General features: G+C 44.7%; 18 protein-coding genes and 1 riboswitch. Of the genes, 7 read left to right on the top strand and 11 right to left on the bottom strand.

The features are described 5' to 3' along the window. Positions 1 to 157 precede the first annotated feature (157 nt). The 3 genes from ACSW3C_RS19160 to ACSW3C_RS19150 all read left to right on the top strand — a co-directional run bounded on the left by ACSW3C_RS19160 (position 158) and on the right by ACSW3C_RS19150 (position 2,272). Positions 158 to 1,390, top strand: coding sequence for an aminopeptidase (locus tag ACSW3C_RS19160; RefSeq protein ID WP_486564578.1), 1,233 nt, complete (start codon positions 158 to 160; stop codon positions 1,388 to 1,390). A gap of 101 nt (positions 1,391 to 1,491) precedes the next feature. Next, positions 1,492 to 1,629: a hypothetical protein gene (locus ACSW3C_RS19155; RefSeq protein WP_238079403.1), complete on the top strand. Its 138-nt coding sequence runs from the start codon at positions 1,492 to 1,494 to the stop codon at positions 1,627 to 1,629. A 67-nt stretch (positions 1,630 to 1,696) separates the two neighbouring features. Then, on the top strand, positions 1,697 to 2,272 hold the full coding sequence (locus ACSW3C_RS19150) for a beta-class carbonic anhydrase (protein ID WP_486564576.1): 576 nt from the start codon (positions 1,697 to 1,699) through the stop codon (positions 2,270 to 2,272). Positions 2,273 to 2,368: 96 nt separating this feature from the next. On the opposite strand, the gene ACSW3C_RS19145 is transcribed toward ACSW3C_RS19150, so the two are convergent. After that, complete coding sequence (locus tag ACSW3C_RS19145) at positions 2,369 to 2,914, bottom strand: GNAT family N-acetyltransferase (protein ID WP_238079405.1); 546 nt, start codon at positions 2,912 to 2,914, stop codon at positions 2,369 to 2,371. A gap of 7 nt (positions 2,915 to 2,921) precedes the next feature. Next, a complete protein-coding gene (locus tag ACSW3C_RS19140) occupies positions 2,922 to 4,724 on the bottom strand; it encodes a M3 family oligoendopeptidase (RefSeq protein ID WP_486564574.1) in 1,803 nt (600 codons plus the stop codon). 161 nt (positions 4,725 to 4,885) lie between these two features. Between ACSW3C_RS19140 and ACSW3C_RS19135 the strand changes: the two genes are divergently transcribed. Beyond that, the gene (locus tag ACSW3C_RS19135) at positions 4,886 to 5,599 is read left to right on the top strand and encodes a tryptophan-rich sensory protein (RefSeq protein WP_486564572.1); all 714 of its coding nucleotides are present in this window, start codon (positions 4,886 to 4,888) and stop codon (positions 5,597 to 5,599) included. Positions 5,600 to 5,637: 38 nt separating this feature from the next. Here the strand turns inward: ACSW3C_RS19135 and thiT are convergent, their stop codons facing one another. Further along, positions 5,638 to 6,195, bottom strand: a complete 558-nt coding sequence (gene thiT, locus ACSW3C_RS19130) for an energy-coupled thiamine transporter ThiT (protein ID WP_486564570.1) — start codon at positions 6,193 to 6,195, stop codon at positions 5,638 to 5,640. Between the two features lie 83 nt (positions 6,196 to 6,278). Further along, positions 6,279 to 6,379: riboswitch (TPP riboswitch) on the bottom strand. Between the two features lie 102 nt (positions 6,380 to 6,481). On the opposite strand from thiT, the gene ACSW3C_RS19125 reads away from it, so the two are divergent. Next, on the top strand, positions 6,482 to 6,823 hold the full coding sequence (locus tag ACSW3C_RS19125) for a magnetosome magnetite crystal formation protein family (protein ID WP_486564568.1): 342 nt from the start codon (positions 6,482 to 6,484) through the stop codon (positions 6,821 to 6,823). Positions 6,824 to 6,931: 108 nt separating this feature from the next. Next, positions 6,932 to 7,678 (top strand): type I methionyl aminopeptidase, encoded by a 747-nt coding sequence (gene map / locus ACSW3C_RS19120; protein ID WP_486564631.1) that lies wholly within the window; start codon positions 6,932 to 6,934, stop codon positions 7,676 to 7,678. Between the two features lie 841 nt (positions 7,679 to 8,519). On the opposite strand, the gene ACSW3C_RS19115 is transcribed toward map, so the two are convergent. The 3 genes from ACSW3C_RS19115 to ACSW3C_RS19105 are packed head-to-tail and all read right to left on the bottom strand — an operon-like array spanning position 8,520 to position 11,429. After that, the gene (locus ACSW3C_RS19115) at positions 8,520 to 9,704 is read right to left on the bottom strand and encodes a DEAD/DEAH box helicase (protein ID WP_486564566.1); all 1,185 of its coding nucleotides are present in this window, start codon (positions 9,702 to 9,704) and stop codon (positions 8,520 to 8,522) included. Positions 9,705 to 9,763: 59 nt separating this feature from the next. After that, positions 9,764 to 11,251, bottom strand: coding sequence for an amidase family protein (locus ACSW3C_RS19110; RefSeq protein WP_486564564.1), 1,488 nt, complete (start codon positions 11,249 to 11,251; stop codon positions 9,764 to 9,766). 22 nt (positions 11,252 to 11,273) lie between these two features. Beyond that, entirely contained in the window at positions 11,274 to 11,429 is a 156-nt protein-coding gene (locus ACSW3C_RS19105) for a Fur-regulated basic protein FbpA (RefSeq protein WP_238079412.1), read from the bottom strand. Positions 11,430 to 11,619: 190 nt separating this feature from the next. Here ACSW3C_RS19105 and ACSW3C_RS19100 point away from each other — a divergent pair, with 190 nt between their 5' ends. After that, positions 11,620 to 13,353, top strand: a complete 1,734-nt coding sequence (locus tag ACSW3C_RS19100) for a methyl-accepting chemotaxis protein (protein ID WP_486564563.1) — start codon at positions 11,620 to 11,622, stop codon at positions 13,351 to 13,353. Positions 13,354 to 13,396: 43 nt separating this feature from the next. Here the strand turns inward: ACSW3C_RS19100 and ACSW3C_RS19095 are convergent, their stop codons facing one another. From ACSW3C_RS19095 to ACSW3C_RS19075, 5 genes are all read right to left on the bottom strand, one after another. Further along, complete coding sequence (locus ACSW3C_RS19095; RefSeq protein WP_486564561.1) at positions 13,397 to 14,611, bottom strand: carboxylate--amine ligase; 1,215 nt, start codon at positions 14,609 to 14,611, stop codon at positions 13,397 to 13,399. 126 nt (positions 14,612 to 14,737) lie between these two features. After that, positions 14,738 to 15,433 carry an RluA family pseudouridine synthase gene (locus ACSW3C_RS19090; protein WP_486564559.1) on the bottom strand — a complete coding sequence of 232 codons (696 nt, stop codon included), beginning with the start codon at positions 15,431 to 15,433 and terminating at the stop codon, positions 14,738 to 14,740. Between the two features lie 152 nt (positions 15,434 to 15,585). Then, on the bottom strand, positions 15,586 to 16,050 hold the full coding sequence (locus ACSW3C_RS19085; RefSeq protein WP_486564557.1) for a hypothetical protein: 465 nt from the start codon (positions 16,048 to 16,050) through the stop codon (positions 15,586 to 15,588). Positions 16,051 to 16,078: 28 nt separating this feature from the next. Then, entirely contained in the window at positions 16,079 to 16,552 is a 474-nt protein-coding gene (locus ACSW3C_RS19080) for a low molecular weight protein-tyrosine-phosphatase (protein WP_486564555.1), read from the bottom strand. Between the two features lie 108 nt (positions 16,553 to 16,660). Further along, positions 16,661 to 18,013 carry an S-layer homology domain-containing protein gene (locus ACSW3C_RS19075; protein ID WP_486564553.1) on the bottom strand — a complete coding sequence of 451 codons (1,353 nt, stop codon included), beginning with the start codon at positions 18,011 to 18,013 and terminating at the stop codon, positions 16,661 to 16,663. Positions 18,014 to 18,322 lie beyond the last annotated feature (309 nt).

Raw genomic sequence — 18,322 nt, 5'->3', positions numbered from 1 at the left:
CTTCTTATTTCGACATTTTAAGCGAGTTCTTTAGATAACTTCAGTAACATTCTTGAAATATTTATTCCATGTACATTCCTTTTTCACAATTAAAATTTGCTCTAAGGTATATTGAATTGGTAGAATAATTACAAAGACTGAAAGGAGTTTTTATATTATGTCTACTTTTAATGAAAAACTGGCAAACTACGCTGACTTAGCGGTTAATGTAGGTGTCAATATCCAGCCCGATCAAACGTTATACATAAGCGCCTCGATCGAAACTGCAGAGTTCGTGAGATTGGTAGTGGAAAAGGCATATGATGCTGGTGCGCGCCATGTGATCGTTGACTGGGCTGATGATAAAATAGCTCGGTTGCGGTATGAAAAAGCACCTGCTGATTCCTTCTCCGATTTTCCGGAATGGAAAGTTTTAGAACGTGAAACGCTTGCGAAAAATGGTGCCGCTTTCATGAGCATTGTCTCTCAAAGCCCTGACCTTTTGAAAGGCATTGATCCATCCCGTATTGCGGATGCGCAAAAGGCGGCTGGTCAAGCACTTAACAAATACCGCCAAATGATGCAGGCCGATAAATTCAGCTGGACTGTCATCGCGGCTCCTTCAAAGGACTGGGCGGCTAAAGTCTTCCCTGAACTTCCAGAAAATCAGCAGGTCGATGCGCTGTGGGATGCTATCTTCAAAGCAGTCCGCGCGGATGTAGAAAATCCAGTAGAAGCTTGGAAGCAACACGATCAAACGCTCCATACAAAAGCAGATTATTTAAATGAAAAGAAATATAAGACGCTGCATTACACAGCGCCTAATACAGATTTAAAGATTGATCTTCCGGAAGGACATATTTGGTGCGGTGCCGGCAGTGTCAACGAACAAGGAAATACGTTCATGGCCAATATGCCAACGGAAGAAGTCTTCACCGTTCCTCATAAGGATGGAATTAATGGCTATGTCTCCAATACGAAACCATTGAGCTATGGCGGTAATATTATTGACGGATTCAAAGTGACTTTTAAGGATGGTAAAATTGTAGATGTGTCCGCAGCACAAGGCGAAGATGTCTTAAAACGCCTGATCGACACAGATGAAGGTGCCAAGAGCCTTGGAGAAGTTGCCCTTGTTGCCCATAATTCGCCGATTTCCAATTCCGGTTTACTGTTCTACAATACTCTGTTCGATGAAAATGCCTCTAACCACTTGGCAATCGGAAGTGCCTATGCATTCTGTATAGAAGGCGGAAAGACAATGTCTACCGAAGAATTGCAGCAGCATGGGTTGAACCAAAGTATTACACATGTCGACTTCATGATCGGCTCAGCGGAGATGGACATCGACGGCATTTTAGAGGACGGCACTACTGAACCAATATTCCGGAATGGGAACTGGGCCTTCTAAAATACGCCACAATTACTTGGAAACAACACTTAATAAAAATGATCTTTTGTAGTATAATAGGGGTTGCATGGAACTATCATTGATAGAGAGGGGTCTTGAAGATGGGCTTAATGTTTACAACAGTCATCGGTTATATGGTCGTCCTCGGAATCGCTGCATACTTTACAATGCACTACCTTGGAAGGGCTCTTAATTCTTCAGATGCTGAGAAGATCGACCCGAAACCAGACGTGAAATAAGAGTTGCCAATAGGCGACTCTTTTATTTTATAAAAAACTTATTTTTCCGAAGAACGGAGGCTGTATTATGACCATTTTATCTGAAATTCTAGAGTTTAACAGAGAGTTTGTAAACGAGAAGCAGTATGAGCAATATGAGACTACAAAGTTTCCTGACAAACGAATTGTGATCCTGACATGCATGGATACCAGATTGACGGAATTACTCCCTAAAGCGATGAACTTGAAAAACGGTGATGCGAAGATAATTAAAAGTGCCGGCGCTGTCGTCACTCATCCATTCGGGGGCATCATGAGAAGTATTCTGGTTGCCGTCTACGAATTGGGTGCGGATGAAGTATATATCATTGGTCACCATGATTGCGGCATGAGCTCGATCGATACAGACTCCATTGTCTCTAAAATGGTCAATCGCGGTGTTGATGAAAGCCTGTTCTCCACATTGAAATATTCCGGTATTAACATGAAAGAATGGCTTCGCGGCTTTAGCGATGTAACTGAAAGTGTAAAACGAAGCGTAGACGTCGTTCGCAATCACCCACTAATGGATAAGAGTGTGCCTATTCACGGCCTTGTCGCCCATCCTGACACAGGTCTGCTTGATATGATCGTAGACGGCTATGAAGCTGCCGCCAAACAATGACACGATATTTCCCGGGAAATGAAAAAGTCGATTCCTTTTTTACAGGAATCGACTTTTCATTTTCGAAAGGATTTTCCGCAATGCGGCCTTACCCTTTCAATACTCGTCTTCCAGCATAGCGTACATGTAATGGTCTTCCCAAACACCATTAATGAACAGCAGCTTGCGCAATAAACCTTCTCTTGTATATCCCGCATTTTCCAACACTCTGACCGACCCGAAGTTTCGGGGAGAAACGAATGCTTCGACCCGATGAAGGGAAACCGTTTCAAAGGCGAACTTTGTCACGATTTTGACCGCTTCCGTGGCTAATCCCCTTCCCGTCTCCCTTTCATCAATCGAGTATCCTACAAAACCGCTTGAAAAAGGCAATCTTTTAATACTATAAAGGGATATATGACCGATAAGCCGGCTCGTATCCGAGTCGAATATACCGAAATTGTATTCCCGACGATCTCTCATCTGATAGAGAGATTCCCGAATCTTGTCACGCTGAACAGATACCGAGTAATAACTCTTATCATGACGCGGTTCGAACACTGTCCAGTATTCTTTGTTTGCAATGAGCAATTCGGTAAAAATACTCGCATCCTCTTCCGTTAATATCCGTAAATAACATGTTTGCCCTTCAAGCAGTATCAATGACCATTCACCTTTCCTTGGCAGTTAGATTTAAAAACTCCTCCACATCATTCACGCACAGCGCTACGCCCTTCGCCCAGAATTCCTGCTTTGTAATATCCTCGCCAAGGTGTTTCATAGCAAGATCCTCAACAGACATGACTGCTGTGTCACGCAATAATGCAATATACTTCTGTTCAAATCCTTCCCCCTCTGCCAGCGCCTTCGCATAAATGCTCAACGAGAACAGATAGCCGAATGTATAAGGGAAGTTATAGAACGGCGTTCCTGTAATATAGAAATGAAGCTTAGATGCCCAGAAATGAGGATGCGTCGTGCTTAGTGCACCGCCATATGCTTCCTCCTGTGCTTCTGACATCAATTGGTTCAATCTGGAAGCCGGTACAACACCATTCTTGCGCTCCTCATAAAATCTTGTTTCAAATAGGAAACGAGCATGGATATTCATGAAAAATGCGACACTGCGCTGGATTTTATCCTCGAGCAATGCGATCTTTTCTTCTGTATTTTCTGCAGCCTTCACCGATGCATCGGCTACAATCATCTCGGCGAACGTAGAAGCCGTTTCGGCCACGCCCATCGCATATTGGCGGTTCAGTGGATGGACCGGTCGAAGTGCGTACGAATGGAATGCATGCCCAAGCTCGTGGGCCAGTGTCGCTACATTCGACATGGACCCGCTGTACGTCATGAAAATCCGGGATTGTTCAGAAATCGGCATACCTGTACAGAAACCGCCAGGACGTTTATTCGGACGATCCTCTGCTTCAATCCAGCTATCTTCAAATGCTTTGCGCGCAAAAGCTTCCAGCTCAGGACCAAATGCGCCAAAATGCTTTAGAATAAATTCCGCGCCTTCCTGGTACTCCATTTTCTTTGTAGAAGAAGTGACAGGCGCATCTAAGTCGAACCAGTCCATTTTGTCGGTTCCAAGCAATTCAGCTTTCCGGTTTAAATAATCTACGAACGGACCTTTATTCGCACTGATGGCGCCCCACATTGCATCAAGTGTATCCTGGCTCATGCGGTTACGCATCAATGGTTCCATCAAGACAGAATCCCATCCACGTTTTTTATAGGTGGCAAGGCGGAAGCCTGCTAAATGATTCAACGTCGTAGCAAAGAAGTCCTCTTTTTCTGTCCAAATATCCTCTAAAGCTTCAAATGAAGTCTTCCGGACAGCACGCTCCTCATGAGAGCTTAAATTGTTTGCTTGTCCAACTGAAAGGATCTTCTCTTCACCATCCACCTTCAGCTTAACCTTAATATCACCGATTAATTGATTGTAAAACTGACCCCATCCGTGGTAGCCGTCCACGCTCAAAGCTGTAATCAGGCTTTCCTCTTCTTGAGACAGCTTCATCTTCACTTCTTCTCTCCATTCACTGAGGATGAATGTGAAGTCTTTCAATTGGTCCGTCTGCAGCAATTGCTCCCATACGTCAGTTTCCGTCTGAGCTAACTTTTGTTGCAGCCCAAGATCAGCCGTAGCAAAACGTGCGCTTAACGACATAGTTTCTGCCTGCAGGACAAGCGCTTTCTTGTCTGTCGTGTCAGCTGCGAGGAAACATCCGATAACAGCTCCCGCTTGTCTCAAATGCAATGTGGTGTCTTTTACCTCTTCAAGCAGTTGCAGAACCCGACCGGCATCTTCTTTTGAAGTCGGTGTCTGGAAAGCCTCAATGCTTTTTTCCAGTACACTTATTTTATTCGATGCTTCGTCCAAATGCGAGCGAAGTTCTTCCGATTCACTGCCCCCCTTGAAAAACACATCTAAATCCCATACTTGAGAATATGCTAATTTAGTCAACGTCATTTCCCCCAAATCATTTAGTTATTTTTTCAACAATTCCGGTTTTATTATACCATGAATATTCGGGAATCGAAATAAACGATTTGTTAAGGAATTTTCATACTTTCACGAGCACTTCTGCTCATTCCTCTGTATACTTAGGGATAGGAGGATTACGTATGGCAAAATCACTTATTATGGCGCTTTCCCTGCTTGCACTCATCCTATTGACTATTATCGGGAACTTCGTCTCCATCAATGGCAGTACAACAACTGAAATTACCAATCGGATCCCCGTTCTTTTTATTCCGGCTAACTATGTCTTCATCATATGGGGCGTCATTTACGGGCTGCTCTTTTACTGGATCTTCAAAGGGACTTCCGATAAACGTCTGAGAGTAAGAAGAACTGTACTTTTCACTTCCGCATGCGCTTCTCAAATCGCTTGGATCTTGTTATGGCATTTCGAACTGTTTAGCTGGGCGCTTCTTGCCAAAAGCATGTTGGTGGCCCTGTTATTGCTCCTCTACTTCACGTACCCGAAACGAGAGAACACAATAACCGGCCGCGTACCGATTGCCGCGTTCCTTGCCTGGGCTTCATTCGGATGGATTACCAATCTTAGCTATTTGCTAATGCTTCATGAATGGAGCGGCTGGGGTTTAAGCGACCCCCTCTGGACGGTTATTTACATGACGGTGGCAACAGCTGGCGCGTTACATTTTATGTACCACCACAGAGATTATGTATGTAATCTGATCTTCATTTGGAGTTTCATCGGAATTGCTGTAAAAAATGGGACGGAGGAATTGTTCGTTTCAGCAGCCGCCATTTTCTTGACGGCCGTGCTGGCAGCAAGCTTCCTGTTTGTCAGAGAGATGAAAAGGGAATAAAAATGCCACTCTTCCTTTGTAGAAGAGCGGCATTTTTTCTATGTGCGTTGTATGAGGCGCGGTGCAGTTGTGAACAATAATACAGCAGCCGTGGCACAGATGATAATGGATGGGATCATGTACCAACCATTATATACAAGTGAATATATCCAGACAGGCTGATCACCGGCGTATTCGGAAAAGAATACGACTCCACCGATCACATGTGCCATATATCGAAGAAGACCTCCCAGGACGGTTCCTACAATGATTGCAGCAGCCATGGAGCCTTTATTTCCGGCCTTCCTGCTTTTATTGAGCCACCCAAATGTGACCCCAGCAAGCCCGACGAAAGTATAAGCACCAAAGTAGTCAAGAAAGGCTTGGACTGGGTGGATGACATACCCTCCTATAGCTGCTTGCAGAATGCCAGTCAATAGACCCGTTAACATTCCTCCAGCTATCCCCCAACGATACGCCATGATGATGACCGGCAGCATGGAAAGAGTCACAGAACCTCCTTGGGGCATCTTAAATAATGTAAGATTGTCGAGCACAAAAGAAAGTGCTCCAAGTATTGCAACTTCCAACAATAATTGTAGACGTTTACGATCCAATCTACTTCTCCTCCTCCTAGTTTTGGAGGGATACGGGAAGACAAAAAAAAGACATCCCGGATAGAACCGAGACATCAAATCATGTCAGTTTCCATCCACATCCCTACGCAAGTATGAACTTACAGGTTCGAAGGGTCAGGACAAAATGTCCACTCTCAGCCAAACGGCCCCCCTTGTGGTCTTGTAATTCAATTGTCGATATCATTGTATATGATAAATGACTTATAAACAAGATGATTAGAAGAAGCGTTTATTATCTAAGTCTTCTGTTAACGGAGGTATTTCAATGGACAATAATAAAATTCTTTCCGCTCTATGCTATTTCAGTATTTTTTTCGCACCACTTCTACTGCCTGTCATCGTCTACTTTATTACAAACGAACGTGAAGTGAAAACACACGCCAAACGTTCATTGATTTCCCATTTGGCACCTGTTGTCGTCCTGATCGCAGGGTTCGTCATTCTGTCTCTTTCTCTCGTCTCCTTTGAGAATCGAATGACCAGCTTAATGACCGGCCAATTCGATTTCTGGAGCCTGGTTCCTTTCCTCTTCATGGCTGTTTACGGCGTCCTGTCACTCGTTATCATCGTTTGGAATGTATACCAAGGGGTAAAGGTGCTGAGATAAGACAGCCCCCTTTGCATACAATAAAAAAAGCATCATCGCTTTGCGAACTCCAATCGTATGATATAGTAGTGGATGGAAAAGTAAGGCGGAAGAAAGGACTTGGAAACGATGATAGTTAAAACAAATGAAGAAATAGAAGCGTTGAAAAAAATAGGGCGCATTGTCGCTGAAATACGGGAAGCCATGAAAGAAGCAGCTGTCCCTGGCATTACTACAAAAGAACTGGACGAACTTGGCGGACGCCTGTTCCAAGAAAAAGGGGCCGTCTCAGCTCCAATCGACCAATACGATTTCCCTGGGTACACATGCATCAGCGTCAACCATGAAGTGGCGCACGGCATTCCAGGCTCCAAAGTGATCCAAGACGGCGACCTCGTCAACATCGACGTATCCGGCTCATACGGCGGCTACTTTGCTGACACCGGCATTTCCTTCGTAGTCGGCACCCCGGATGAAAGAAAACAAAAACTATGCGACGTCGCCAAAACTTCATTCGATCGCGCCATGACAAAAGTCAAAGCCGGCTCCCGTCTAAATCAAATCGGAAAAGCTGTCGAGCGTGAAGCAAAAGAACACGGCCTCACCGTCATTAAAAACTTGACTGGCCACGGAATCGGCACATCCTTGCACGAAGAGCCCCAGCATATTCTGAACTACTATGATGCATGGGACAAAACCTTGATGAAAGAAGGAATGGTCCTCGCCGTAGAACCTTTCATCTCGGAAAAAGCAGAGCATATCGTCGAATTAAGCGACGGCTGGACATTCGCCACACCAGACAAATCACTCGTCGCCCAAATCGAACATACCATCATCGTCACAAAAGATGAACCGATTATTCTAACTCAATTGTAATTGGAAAAGACCGACTTCGTTCGGTCTTTTTTATTTTGTGCATGGAGTTCGATTGTATTCTCGGTTAGTCGTGCGGTTAGGGGAAGCATACGAGCGGTTGGCGAGGATATACGAGAGGTTCGGGTCCACTTACGAGCGGTCTTTTGAATAATCGAGCGGTATGGGAAATATACGAGTGGTTGTACGGCTGAATCGAGAGGTACGGAGAATATACGAGCGGTTAACTCACTTTATCGAGCCGTTCGGAAATTGCCGAGAGGTTAACATAAGCAGGATGGAGGATCGAGTTATGATCGGTATATCCGGTTACTCGTGAGGTGCAGGAAAACATACGAGAGGTTCGGGTCCACTTACGAGCGGTCTTTTGAATAATCGAGCGGTATGGGAAATATACGAGAGGTTGCACGACTGAATCGAGAGGTACGGAGAATATACGAGCGGTTATCTCACTTAATCGAGCGGTTCGGAAATTGCTGAGAGGTTTAACATGAGCAAGATGGAGGATCAAGTAACGATCGGTATCTCCGGTTACTCATGAGGTGCAGGAAAACATACGAGCGGTTGGCGAGGATATACGAGAGGTTCGGGTCCACTTACGAGCGGTCTTTTGAATAATCGAGCGGTATGGGAAATATACGAGTGGTTGTACGACTGAATCGAGAGGTACGGAGAATATACGAGCGGTTAACTCACTTAATCGAGCGGTTCGGAAATATGCAAGCACTGCCCCTGCTTATTCGAGCACTCAACTAAATATACAAGCAATCTGTCAGCTTAAACGAACCCTCCCCCCTTCATTTCAATCAAAAAAGGAGACCATCTCAGGCCTCCTGTTTATTGCTTATTTTCGTTTTTTCTTGCTTTGTGCTTTCCCGGAGTTTGTTTTTTGGCTGGATGGCTGGGCTTTTGTTTTTGCGTTGCCTTCCATCAGCTTGCCTTGATACCAGATTTTCTGGACGGGCTTGAATTCCTTGGTGAGTTTTCGGTAGTCCTTCTCTTCTGGATAGGATAGCAACGTCAGGACTTCGCCGTCTTGTCCGGCTCGGCCTGTGCGGCCCGATCGGTGTAAGTATTGTTCAATCGTATGCGGCACGTCGACGTGGATCACATGTGTTAATCCGTCGATGTCCAACCCTCTGGCCGCCAGGTCCGTGGCGATGAGGATGTGGATGTCTCCTTTTCGGAAGGCCTCCAATGTTTCTTGCCGTTCGAATTTGCGCATATCCGAGTACAATACGGCAATCGGGGCTTCATTGTATTGCAGTTTGATTTCTTTCATGCGGAGCTGGTCGACATTGTTCATGAAGGCCAGGGCATGGATTCCTTCCACATGGGAAAGGCCGCGCAACAAATCCGTTTTGTCACGGGCGTCTGTTTTGATGAAGGAGTGGACGACGTTTCCTGTGAGTGGCATATCCTTAATCGACACTTGCAAACGAATCGGATCGTCCATCAATTTTTTGGCGACTATTTCGATTTCGTCCGTAATGGTCGCAGAGACGACAATGACTTGGCGTTTCGGGCTGGATGCTTCGATCAAGTTTTTCACGATCACGCGATAATCTCTGGAGAGCAATTGGTCCCCTTCATCCAAGACAATGTATTCAATGTCGCTCATCTTCAGTCGTTTCGCTTTAACTAGTTCGACGAGACGGCCAGGTGTTCCGACTACAATCGTTGGCTTCTTTTTCAAACGTTCAATTTGGCGCTGCATGTTGGCGCCGCCAATCAATTGAGTTACCGTCATATCGGTACCTTCCACCCATTCTCGGATGACATTCACAATTTGGATAGCCAATTCCTGTGAAGGCGCCATAATGAGGGCTTGCGTTCTTTGTTTCGAGCCGTCCACTTGCTGTAGAATCGGCAACACATAGGCAAGTGTTTTTCCGGTTCCTGTCGGCGACTCGGCAACAATGTCTTTCCCATCCAACATTTCAGGTATCATCTGATTTTGAATAGGCGTTGCCTCGGCAAACTTCCATTTTCTTTTGATTTCATCGTCCATTCTATCTAAAAAGGACATGTGCATCCCCGCTTTCCAATATTCCTCTTAGTTAATAATGGACTTGATTTGATTACATTTCAACTACTTTCCTTACTGGAGCTCGCTTTTATCTCACTTGGCTTTTTTCTTCCCTGAACCTTTTGTTCATATGCATAGGCGTAACCGATGAGTTCATACTCCGAAAAGGCCGGTCCGCAAAACGTCAGGCAGAACGGTTCCCCTTTTTCTGTGAAGGCAGACGGCACCGTAATTGCGGGATACCCCGCTGCTGCGCTGAAGCTGCATCCATGATCCTGCGGGAGTACGAGCACATCAATATCATTTTCATCCAATGCTTTGTCGAGCGCTGTCTCCTTCGCCAAATGCCGGTTGCGCAAAAGCGCTTCCAAGTATGCTGGCTCGGTTAGCGTTCCACTCGTTCTCTCCACTTTTTCCAGCATCACTTGCCCGAAACGCAGGGTCTCATCCGGGTGGTTCGTATTGTATTCAATAATATCTTTCAATGAACGGATTTTATTCGTGTCAGGCGTTTGGGCCAAATATTGGTTCAGCGCGACCTTGAATTCATAAAGGAGAACATCATAGCCCAGGTCATCCTCCATTGCCCCAAGATCAATATCATCTTTGATAAAGGCGCCGGCCAGTTTCAATTGTTCCAATGCCTGATTGAATAAATCGGTTTGCTCAGATGAAATTTCACGTTCAAATATTTTCCGCGGTATGCCAATGCGGACGCCTTTCAACGCATCTTTGCGCAAAGCAGACAGCCAGTCCATCTCTTGGTAGCGCACGGACTTTCTTGTAATCGGGTCAGCTTTGTCATAGCCGACCAGAATGCCGAATGTGATGGCGGCATCTTCCACAGTCCTTGCCATCGGCCCTGCTGTATCCTGTGTAAATGATAGCGGAATAATGCCGGAGCGGCTGATCATCCCGACGGTCGGCTTGAGTCCCACTAATGCATTTTGTGCAGATGGATTAATGATCGAACCAGATGTCTCCGTACCAATTGCAACTGCCGCCATATTCGCAGCGATTGCAGCTGCGGAACCTGAGCTGGAACCACCCACATCAAATGGACCGTATGGATTCAATACTTGTCCACCTCGGGAACTCCATCCATTCGTCATATGGTCCGACATGAAATTCGCCCATTCCGTCATATTCGTTTTGCCGAGAATGACAGCACCTGCTTCTCGCAGTTTGCATACTAAAAACGCATCCTCCGCCGCGTGAAAATCTTGCATAGCCAAGGATCCGCAGCTTGTGTGCATTCCATCTGCCGTATTCATATTGTCTTTCAATAAAACCGGAATTCCATGCAGCAGAGAACGCGGCCCCTTCTCTCTTCTTTCTTCGTCCAGTGCACATGCTGTCTGCAACGCCTGAGGGTTGACCTCTAATACTGCCTTCAATTCTTTATTTTTTTGAAGTATGGCGTCTAAATAAAGCAAGGTCAATTCCTCGGATGTCAATTGACCCTCATTCATCTTCATTTGCATATCGCGGATTGTCGCTTCTTCAAGCCATTTCTGGCTAAGCTGCTGTAATGTTTCGTTTAACATTCCATCACCCCGAACCCCTCGTTTAATCGTTTACTTTCTTCATATATTGTTTCATTAATTCATATAAGGACAATTCATACAGTTGTTTGCCATTTACTTTGAATATGCCATTATCGACCAATGTATCAATGATTTTATCACGTTTTCTGTCAAATTGAATGTCTTCGATCTTTCTCATCTTACTTTTTCCTCCTAACAAATCTGCCTTTATGTAATTCCTCATTTACTATTCCTGTAAACCTTTTCAACGGTTTGTAGAAAAGATTGAATTCAATTTATTTTCATTCAAAACTCTTCAATTTTAGGTAATTAGTGCGATATATAAAGTATAGACCTAAATATGTATGATTTAGGAAGGAGGACAAGACATGAGGCATTCAGTACGTAATAAATTGGTTGCTTTAGGCGCACTTGTCATTTTAATTCCATTGCTTAGTGTGGGTATTGTAAATTACTTTATTGCCAAACAAGAGCTGGATCAGGTCGGGCAGCTCGGTTTGGAAAATGGGACACACGCCATCGTCGATATGATTGGCATATTGGACAACGATGTGAAGAATGGCCGTCTTACATTGGATGAGGCACAGGAGAAAGCCCGTGAGATGATGATCGGCAAAAGGAGTCCAAATGGAAAACGCTCCATTACCAATCCAGCTAAATATGGCGAGAACTTTTATTTCTATGCGATCACTGAAGATGGCCATTTGGAAGCACACCCAAGCATGGAAGGGGACAATATTTATGACTTTCAGTCTGATGACGGCCGTTATTTTATAAGAGAAGTGATCGAGAAAGCTCAGGAGGGAGGCGGATTTGTAAAATACGATTGGCCGACGCCGACAAACCCTGATATTGTTGCTCCTAAAATTACTTTCAGCCTGGTCGATCCGCACTGGGGCTGGATCATTGCAGCGGGTACCTATGAAATGGATTTTAATGCTGGCGCACAAAAAGTTCTTTATTTCACCTTAGGCACAATCTTGATTGCATTGATCATTGGCATCGGTTTATTCTGGTTCTTCTCCGGAAGGATGACAAGCTATATTAGAAAAATTATGCATATGACTTCCAATATAGCGGAAGGGAAATTATCAAGCCCTCCCATCCCGGTGCGAACGTCCGATGAACTCGGCATTCTGGCATCTAATGTGAACGATATGAAAGAAAGCTTGAACGAAATGGTTGGCCATACGCGTAATTCCTCGACCAAGATGCGAAGCTCTTCCGAAATGTTAAGTGCCATCACAGAGGAAACGACAGCTGCGGCGGATGAAATTCACCATGCCATCAATGAAATATCCAAGGGGGCCATCGTCCAGGCGGAGGAGGCGGATACCGCCATCGGAAAAGTAGAGCATCTATCGGATTTAATCAATCAAACCACAACCCGCTATGCGCAAATCCTTACTGAAATGAATGACATGACCAAACTCCAAAAGTCAGGTACTGAACAGGTGGGACTACTAGGAATGAACTCGGAATCATTCCGCCATGAGATTGATGGATTGCAACATAATTTCAATCAATTGGCCCGGCGCATGAATGAAATCCAAGCAATCGTCCAAACGATTTCTGCCATCTCTGAACAAACCAATTTACTGGCTCTTAATGCCAGCATCGAGGCTGCTAGAGCAGGTGAACACGGCAAAGGCTTTGCCGTCGTCGCGAATGAAGTGAAGAAATTGTCTGAGGAAACGAATGATGCAACCAACCGAGTACGGGATTTGCTGTCCCATATTAAACAGGATACGGGTTCTGCTGAGCAGCAAATGGAGCAGACGATGCAGTTGGCAATTGGACAGGCCCATCTTATTGACGAGACAAAGTCTGCATTCGATATGCTGTCCTCCTCCATCCATGAGATTTCCTCCTTGCTTTCCGCTATGGAGCAGGACATGAATACAATGGATGATAACCGGCAAGTGGTCGTGCAGGCCATTTCTCAAATTGCATCGGTAGCCGCCCAGTCCGCAGCAGCAACAGAGGAGGTCAATGCTTCCGTCGATGAACAGAAAAACGCCATTGAAAGCATTATGCACTCGTCCTTGGAATTGCATAGCGAGGCAGAGCGCATGCATGAGCTCGTCCAGCGTTTCACATAAAGTATAAATCCTCCTGCCCGCGAGCGAGTAGGAGGATTTTTAATTACCATGTATTGTTTTTGTATTTCTTATAGTAGTTCACCTGACGCATGAACAAATATAATTTCCGTTTGAAACTCTTGTCATGCTTATAGAATAGAGGGTTCGCATACTTGCCCTGTCGGAGCAGCTCTTTAATTTCCTCACGGACGTCCGGGTTATCAACGAACTTGCGCAAGACAATTTTCGGCACTACCGTAAATAGAAACTTCTCTTTTAACAGGGTGAGCGGCTTTGATTTTCCGTAAATCAAGTCATCGACAAAATTTCGGGCCAGGTTATGGCCGCATGATGTAATGTAATAGCTGGATCGTCCTTGGCGGATGTTCACCTCGAACACTTTGAACTTCCCGTCGCGATGATCGTACTTCAAATCAAAGTTCGCGTAGCCCACATAATCCAGAGCTTCCAGGAAATCTTTCAGTTTCAGCATCATTTCCTCATTATATCGGGTGATGACCGATGTATAATTGCCAATCGCTGTCAACGTATGTTCTTGCAGAACGACTTGGCCAAACGTGATCAATTCCGTATTACCTTTGCTGTTTATGTAGAAAACCGAGTCCCACATATACGTATCATCGCCAGGAATAAAGTCTTGGATGATGAGATCTTCTGTGTACCCGCTCGCTTTTATCGTCTGGGTGACGTTTTGAATTTCCTCATAGGAATCCACTTTATACACTTTTTGCATACCCGGGAATGGATTCTTATAATAGAGAACACCATTGCTCGGCTTGATGATGACCGGGAACATCACTTCTTCCTCAAACGGCTTGTCTTCTAAGCAGGAGTGGAAATAAGTCGCTGGCGTATCTATGCCATGCTCTGCGCAAAGCTCGTAAAAATTCTTTTTGACGAGCAGTTGGTTCATCAAATCTTCCTGAATGTAATTAAACACAAAATCTTCCCGGAGCGCTTTCTGATTTTCAATAATCATCCGGACATACAAATCGTTCGTGCCGATCAGGATCATCTTCTTTTCCGGCTCACGATATTTTGCCGCCACTTCTTTCAGAAAACGGACGAACACTTCTTTTTTTCCAAGTTGCGCATTGTATTCGATCACACGGGGAATTGTGCTCAAATTCGTAAAAGATAACGGTTCCTTCCCGACTAGAATCGGATGGATGCCATACTCTTCATGAAAAGAAATGGCCATATTATATGCATTTATGTCTGTTCCGATAATGATCGGAATAAAAGGATGGTTTGTCATTGGTGCCCTCCAGCTAACTATTGTCTTTTTAAGTGTAGGGTTCCTGTTTTCTGCTGTCAATGTTTAACGGGAGCAATGGGAAGATGGTGCTACTGGACTTCCAAAGCCCTAGCGCAGCCATGCACCTTATCTCGCATACATGCTTGCTTCCTTCTGAAGCGCATTCCCAGGATGGACATCCGGAGGCATGGATTCAAATGAGAGCCATTCCTTTGTAGTCGGATGCGGAAATTCCAGTCGGTGCGCCCACAGCGCAAGCTGCTCTCCAGGGCGGTTGAGCTCCTCTCCATATTTTTGGTCTCCATACAGAGGTGTGCCGTTTTCCGCTAATTGCACCCGGATTTGATGCGACCTCCCCGTTTGGAGTGTCACCGCAACTAAACTATGATTCCTCGTATGATCCAGCACCTCATAGGAAAGGATCGCCCGCTTGGCCCCTTCCCGCTTGGAATCTGTAACATGCACCTTGTTCTTCTTCGTATCTTTCCATAGGAAATGCTCCAGCGTCGCCACGCGTCTGCGGGGTTTTCCATGGACAACTGCCAAGTACTCTCTTCCCATGTCCCCTTTTCGTAAAACATCTGCCAGACGAGAGGCCGCTTTAGACGTCTTGGCAAAAACCATCACGCCGCCAACCGGCCGATCCAGACGATGCACGAGACCAAGAAACACATTGCCCGGTTTTTGGTAGCGCCTTTTGATATCCTCTTTAAGCAGAGATAACAAATCGGGATCTCCGCTTACATCCTCTTGCACAGGCACATTCACCGGCTTCTCCACGACAAGCAAATGATTGTCTTCATATAAAATGTGTATGTGCATTCCGCTCTGCCCCTCTTCTCCCTAACGTTGGGCAAATTGCCTGTAAATCACTTGTTATCATTGTCAATCTCCTCCATTCGTGTTCAGTATACTATAGCTCTACTATTTTTGGGCATAATAAAAGAGATTGCGATGAACAGCAATCTCCCATACTAATCTTGAATTATTCCCTTATAATAGACCGTTTCTAATTGTAACCCTTCGCCCGTCCTGTTAAAAACAAAAATATGGCGGGACACCCCGTTCTCATAGAACTCAGATGGCGTATGAACTTTCATATCCAATAGCACATTATACACTTCGTCACCATTTGAACTAAAATCCGGATCACTTGTTACTTCCATACTCACAAGATTTATGTCCTGAATCGTATGAATTCCTTCCTTTGCGGCTTGTTTTTCTTCGTCATGCAGGAATGACAGCAAATGCTCTTTCACTTCAGAATCATAATGGAAGAGCTCCACATATTCGTTCCAGTTTCCCGCACTTATATTCTCGATATACTGATGAACGATTGTTTCCGCCTCGCTAGTAGGAGATACAAAGACTTTCAACGTGAATGCCAACATGATAATGACGACGAAAAACCCCATAAATACAAGCGTAACTCTTTTCACTTGCTCCCCCCTGGTCCAAGTTGCTTACTTAGATTTGATGTTCCGACTTGATTTTATTAAATAATATCCGGCACCCCTCTGTCACCAAATCATACGTCTCTTGGAAATCTCCTGTGTAATATGGATCCGGTACATCTATGGTACGTTCAGTTAAGTGGAGGAGGCGGAAAATTTTCGGATGATCCGGCTGTCCAAGCAGCTCCCGTAGATTCCGTACATTGCTGGCGTCCATTCCGATGATGTAATCATACTGGTCAAAATCAGTACGGCTTACTTGCCGACCCGCCATTCCTTCAGTAGAAATGCCATACTCTTTCAGCTTAGCAATCGTTCCTTTGTGAGGCGGTTCTCCAATATGCCAGCTGCTTGTCGCTGCCGAATCAACGGATATAATGCCTGCCAATCCCTCTTCCTTCACCATATGTCGAAACACAGCTTCCGCCATCGGGGAACGGCATATGTTGCCTAGACAGACGAATAAAACATGAACTTTCTCTTGCATGCCCAATCCACTCCTTTCACTTCTTCTTTTCATCTTGGCATATTCGTGAAAAAACTTCAAAAATGCAATAAAAAAACCTCCGCTTTCGCGAAGGCTCCTCATTTAATGTCAGTTCCCTTTACCGTATTGAGCGCGCTTTGCTTCGCCAATCGATTTTCCGTACTCTGACATTTGTTTTCCATACTCTTTGTTCTGCTGCTGCTTTTCTTGCACTAAATCCTTTTTCGCATTGATCAATTCTTGTGCTTTCGCTTCATCACCATTGCGTTTTGCTTCTCCAATGGATTGTCCCATCTCGGACATTTGCTTGCCGTATTCTTTATTTTGTTGTTGCTTTTCTTGAATTAAATCTTTTTTGGCATCAATCAATTCCTGCGCTTTGCCATAATCGCCATTACGCTTCGCTTCCCCGATGGATTGACCCAGATCGGACGACTGTTTGCCGGACTCTTTGTTTGCCCCATCCTTTTTACCATTTGTTTCGTTTTTTGATTTCTCCAGCTCTGAAATTTGCTTGCCAAATTCTTTGTTTTGATCCTTTTTATCTTGGATGACCGCTTTCTTTTCAAGGATCAATTGTTGTACTTTATCGTAGTCGCCAGCACGTTTTGCTTCGCCAATTGCTTTACCGATATCTCCCATTTTGACGCCAAGCTCTTTCGCTACTTCTTTTTTCTTCTCGATCAATTGCTGCTTTTGCGCTTTTAATTCCTGTTTGTCCGGAATGGCAATCGAATCCACTTTAAGCAAGGCTTCCTCTTTTGCCAAACGAAGACTTTCTGGTGCATTTGCTTCCACTTTATCCGCAACTACTTCTGGATTGACAGATACTTTGCCGCTATCGGCAATTCGTTTAAAGAAAGCGACAGCATGGGCACGGGTTAATTGATCGGTAGCGCCGAACTTCTCTACCGGCGTCTTCCCATTCGGATTGCTTCCATTGGTAATGCCTTTATCAAATAAGTAGGTAACCGCATCTTCCAAATCACTGGAGTTATTTTGCAAGTAGGCGAACACTTGAGCAATTAATCCACGGTTAACAGGATTCTTTCTGAAATTGACATCATCATATCCAAGCAGCGGAATTTTGTAATGAGCTAATCCTTCGTATTTTTGGTTTGCCCATTTCGAGTCTGCTGTGGTGGATTCAACTTCTCTCCCCAGCTCCTCATAAAAACGGGTGAGCATTGTCGTGAATTGCTCTTCTGTCAGCACATCATTCGGTTTGAACGTCCCGTCCGGAAACCCTTTGATCAAACCTGTGGAAGCAGCCCATTCAATGGAATCTGTCGCCCAGTATCCTTTTGCCACATCTTTAAATGCTGTTTGTTTTTGCATAATAGCTGCAGCCTCTTTTTCAGCAGCTTGTACAGGTGAATATGCACTGATTGCGGTCAGCGAGATTGCACAGACAGCCACCGTCTTCAATGCTTTAGACCATGTCTTGTTCTTTGTATCCATACTTTTCTCCTCCTTTTGAATCAGAGAGTCTGGATGATAGTAAGCAGGATGTATAATGACTAAAGACCCTCTCATTATTTCTATAATATACCTATCTATCCATACATGACAATGACCAAATCGCAAATTTCGACATTTTTCTCGTTCTTGGCAATAAAAAACACAATAACAGTCTCGGCTAATGGCGAAAAAACCGCTAACATAATACAGTTAACAATCATTCTAGCGAATGAAATTACCATAAAAAAAGAGCAAGTAAAAACGCACAGTTTTTCGACTGTGCGTCCAGACTGTAGACAAAGTCACTTC

It is taken from the genome of Sporosarcina sp. AD_1 (genome assembly GCF_057373025.1).
This window is presented reverse-complemented; position numbering and strand designations above follow the sequence as displayed.